Source organism: Burkholderia sp. E168m23 (genome assembly GCF_016586125.1).
Taxonomy (GTDB): domain Bacteria; phylum Pseudomonadota; class Gammaproteobacteria; order Burkholderiales; family Burkholderiaceae; genus Burkholderia; species Burkholderia orbicola.
Genome location: NZ_BCPP01000642.1, coordinates 1 through 4,280 on the forward strand (window position 1 = coordinate 1; position 4,280 = coordinate 4,280).

The following is a 4,280-nucleotide window of genomic DNA, read 5'->3' on the forward strand; positions in this document are numbered from 1 at the left end:
CGCGCATGCGGCGGGCGTCAAGTTTCTTCGGATTCCTGCCGACGCGGCCGGCCCCGAGTTGCGCGCGATGGTCTGGACGCCATGCGCGGACGCCACGCAATCGCTCACGGTCGGCCCTTACACACTGAAAGGACGTCGAGACTGTCCAACCGCCGGCGACAAGCTGCCGCTCGTCGTGATCTCGCACGGCCATGGCGGCTCGTTCCTCGGCCACCACGATCTGGCCGAAACGCTCGCCGATGCGGGGTACGTCGTCGCGGCGATCAACCATCCGGGCGACACGTTCTCCGACATGAGCCGCGCGGCCGATCTGCAGGAATTCGCCGAGCGCCCGGCCGACATCAAGCGCCTGGTCGACTACATGCTCGGTCACGCGCCGGATGCCGCGCACATCGACCCGGCACGCATCGGCTTCTTCGGCTTTTCGCGCGGCGGCTATACGGGCCTCGTGCTGGCCGGCGGCAATCCGGATTTCGCGCACGCGCCGGTCGCCTGCCCCGACCCGGCCTGGCCGATCTGCAAGCAAATCCGGGCCGGCGACCTGCCGAAGGCGCCGCTGACGCACGACCCGCGCATCAAGGCCTACGTGCTGGCCGATCCACTCGACGAATTCCCGACCGCCGACACGCTGAAGAACGTCCGCGCGCCGATCCAGCTCTGGGCATCTGCGGAAGGCGGCGACGGCGTGACGCCGGATACGGCGCCCGCGCTGGCCGCGCTGCTGCCGCAACGGCCCGAATTCCACGTCGTGCCGAATTCGGCGCATTTCGCGTTTCTCGCGCCGTGTCCCGAGCAGCTGGCCCACCACGCACCCGACATCTGCACGGACGCCAAGGGATTCGATCGCACCGCGTTCCATGCATCGCTCGACGCGAAAGCACTCGCGTTCTTCAACGCGAATCTTCGCTGACTAACAGCGAAACGCCTTGCGCCAGACGCCCTGCTCCGGCGTGTGAGCGTTGCATTCGATCAGCACGCGCACCAGCGCCCAGTCGTCGTCATCGCAGAAATCGAGCAGCATCGCGCCGTACGGGCCGGGCTGCTCGCGCAAGCGCTCGGCCAGCCGCGCCTGAATGCCCGGCACGCGGCCATCGCCGTGTGCGACCACCGACGGATTCGCACCCATTCCCGTGCCGCTGCAGAAATTGAGCGCCCAGCGGCCGCTGTCCGGCAGCGGCAGATGCGTCAGCAACGCGTCGATTGCGCGCCACTTCCATGCGATCGACGCGGCCACCGGCACGCGGTATTCATCCTGAATGACGAACGCGCCGTCCGGATGGTCGATCGTGAACGTCGCGTTGTCGGGCCACGCGGTCAGGTCGATGCCGAGCGGCCGGCCGCTGCGAAAGCGCCGCAACAGCACGACCGTGCCGCGCACGTCGCCGAGCGTCGGCAGCGTGCCGCCGGCATGCCAGCGCAGTCGTAGATGCCGCGCGCGATGCGCGTCGAACGTCGCATCGAAACCGCGCGTGCAGGCATGCGCCGGCCACTCGTCCTTCACCGACATCACGATGCATTCGCGCGGATGCGCATCGAGAAACCGCGTACACGTTGCCAGCACGTCGTCGAACGTCATGCCGAGCGCGATGCCGCCGTGATGGATGTCGAACCCGTCGCGCACGTGCCGGCAGCGGATGTCGAGCAGCCGCACGCCATGCGCGAGCTGCGCGTCGAGCGGCGCACGCTGCGTGCGCACCAGCGAATCGTCGACCGTATACGCACAGGTGTCATGGCTGCCCGGTAGGGTCAGCGTATGCAGCGGCCGCGCGTCGTCGAGCGCCGACATCCAGTCGGCAGGCGGCATGCACGTATCGTGGCGCGAAGGGATCATGAATCGATGAATGACAAGGAAAGAAAACCGTGGGTGACGGCGTCGGATGTCGCGGCGCGGGCCGGCGTCTCGCGTTCCGCAGTGTCGCGCGCGTTCTCGCCGACGGCAAGCATCGCGCCGCAAACGCGCGAGCGCGTGATGGTCGCCGCGCGGGCGCTGGGGTACCAGGTCAACCTGATCGCGCGCGACATGATCACGCAGCGCAGCAGCATGATCGGCGTCGTGACGGCCGGATTCGAGAACCCGTTCCGCGCGCGGCTGCTGTCGGACCTGATGGCCGCGCTCGGGCAGCGCGCGCTCACGCCGCTCGTGACCAATGCGGAAGATCCGCGCCAGGTCCGGCAATCGCTCGAACAACTGCTCAGCTACCGGATCGCGGGCCTCGTGATGACGTCCGCGTCGCCGCCGCTGTCGGTCGCGCAGCAATATCTCGAACACCGGATTCCGGTCGTGATGATCAACCGCGAAGCGAACCTGCCGGGCGCCGATGTGGTCGTCAGCGACAACGCGGCGGGCGCCACCCACGCCGCGCAGCGGCTGGTGCGGGCCGGCGCGCGCCGGCTTGCGTTCGTCGGCCCGCGTGGCGCGAGCTACAGCGCGCGGTCGCGCGCCACGGCGTTCGAGCAGGCGATCGGGCAACGCGACGCATTCGACGCGACGCTCGCGCAGATGATCGACACACCGTCCGACACGCATGCCAGCGGAATCGATGCAGCACGGCAACTGTTCGCGGCGCGCGAGCGGCCCGACGGTGTGTTCTGCTCGTCCGACCTGCTCGCGCTCGGCGTGATCGACGTCGCGCGTGGCGAATTCGGCTTGCGCGTGCCGGACGACCTGCGCGTGATCGGCTTCGACGATATCCCCGCCGCCGAATACGATGCGTATCGGCTCACGACGCTGCGACAGGACACGCGCGGCCTCGCGCATGCGGCGATCGACCTGCTCGCCGACCGGATGCAGACGTTCGACGGCCCGTCGCGTACGCGCGTCGTGCAGGTCACGCAGGTGGTGCGGGACAGTTGCGCGTGACGACGCAGGATCGGGCGCGGCGACGCCGCGCGTCACTTCAGCCCGCCCGCGAAGCCGCGCAACAGGTAGCGCTGCACATAGCCGGCCACGGCCAGCGTCGGCAGCGACGCCATCAGCCCGGCGCTCATCAAGTCGCCCCAGTCGATGCCGTTCTCCGTCACGTAGCCGGCAATCGCGAGCGGCAGCGTGAAGCGGCTCGGCGTCGACACGAACAGCAGCGCGATCAGGAATTCGTTCCATGCGGCGATGAACACGAAGATCGCGGTCGCGATCAGCCCCGGCGCGCACAGCGGCAGCACGATCTGCACGAGCCGCCGCGCGAGCCCCGCGCCGTCGATGCACGCCGCTTCCTCATATTCGATCGGCACGTCGCGCACGAACGCCAGCAGCATCCAGATCGCCATCGGCAATGCGTAGATCTGATACGCGAGCATCAGGCCGAGCGTCGAATCGAGCAGGTGCAGCCGCTTCGCGAGCGCGAACAGCGGCACCGCGATCGTGATCGGCGGCATCAGCTTCAGCGCCAGCACGAGCACCAGGAACAGCAGGTCGAGCCGCGCCGGAAACCGCAGCCGCACGAGCGCGTACGCGGCCGGGAACGCGAGCGCCAGCGCGAGCAGCGTCGTGCCGAAGCCGACCAGCAGCGAATTGAACAGCGGCGCGCCGATCCCGTTCGCCCACACCGACGCGAAATGCTCGAAGGTCGGCGCGGCCGGCCAGATCCGCAACGGATGATCGAGGCGTTCTAGCGTCGGCATGAAGGCCGCGCCGACCATCCACAGGCACGGCAGCAGCAACAGTGCGAGCGCGACGATGCGCAGCGCCCACGGCATCGCGTGACTAAACGCGACGCCCGTGCGGATGCGCGGGATACCTGCCGATCGCGCCGTCATGCGCGCCGCTTGCGAACCGTCTGCCATACGTACCCCGAGACCAGCAGCGCGGACGCCGCGAGCATCAGCACCGACGCGGCACTCGCCGGCCCGACATTGAAGAAGCGGAAGCCCGTGTCGTAGATATAGGTCGACAACGTCTGCGTCGCGTTGCCGGGGCCGCCGCCCGTCAGCGCATAGACCTTGTCGAACAGCTTGAACGTGTCGATCGAGCGCAGCAGCAGCGCGAGGCCGATCTGCGGCGCCGCGAGCGGCAGCGTGATGTCGCGCAGGCACTGCCACTCGCTCGCGCCGTCGGTGCGCGCGGCTTCGTACAATTCCTGCGGGATCGATTGCAGCCCGGCCAGCACGATCAGGAACGCCATCGGCGTCCACTGCCACACGTCGACGAGCGCGAGCGACCACAACGCGAGATGCGGGTCGGACAGCCAGCGCACGCCTTCGATGCCGAACGCCGCGAGCAGCGCGTTCAGGAAGCCGTCGAAGTTCAGCCAGTTGCGCCAGATCGCCGAGCACACGAGCGTGGA

Annotated in this window: 5 protein-coding genes; 2 read left to right on the forward strand and 3 right to left on the reverse strand. The window is 68.7% G+C overall.

The genetic code is table 11. From position 1 onward, the window contains the following. Positions 1-910 (forward strand): alpha/beta fold hydrolase (locus JMF90_RS26505; protein ID WP_236598037.1); only part of this gene is annotated, 910 nt, incomplete at its 5' end. Here JMF90_RS26505 and JMF90_RS26510 read toward each other — a convergent pair. Beyond that, positions 911-1,831 carry a phosphatidylinositol-specific phospholipase C gene (locus JMF90_RS26510; RefSeq protein ID WP_011547369.1) on the reverse strand — a complete coding sequence of 307 codons (921 nt, stop codon included), beginning with the start codon at positions 1,829-1,831 and terminating at the stop codon, positions 911-913. Positions 1,832-1,837: 6 nt separating this feature from the next. Between JMF90_RS26510 and JMF90_RS26515 the strand changes: the two genes are divergently transcribed. Beyond that, positions 1,838-2,860: a LacI family DNA-binding transcriptional regulator gene (locus tag JMF90_RS26515; protein WP_011547368.1), complete on the forward strand. Its 1,023-nt coding sequence runs from the start codon at positions 1,838-1,840 to the stop codon at positions 2,858-2,860. A gap of 32 nt (positions 2,861-2,892) precedes the next feature. On the opposite strand, the gene JMF90_RS26520 is transcribed toward JMF90_RS26515, so the two are convergent. Together JMF90_RS26520 and JMF90_RS26525 are read right to left on the reverse strand one after the other, a co-directional pair. Then, positions 2,893-3,753, reverse strand: coding sequence for a carbohydrate ABC transporter permease (locus JMF90_RS26520; RefSeq protein WP_011547367.1), 861 nt, complete (start codon positions 3,751-3,753; stop codon positions 2,893-2,895). Next, a partial coding sequence (locus JMF90_RS26525) for a carbohydrate ABC transporter permease (RefSeq protein ID WP_201325623.1) occupies positions 3,750-4,280 on the reverse strand: 531 nt, incomplete at its 5' end. The genes JMF90_RS26520 and JMF90_RS26525, both read right to left, overlap by 4 nt.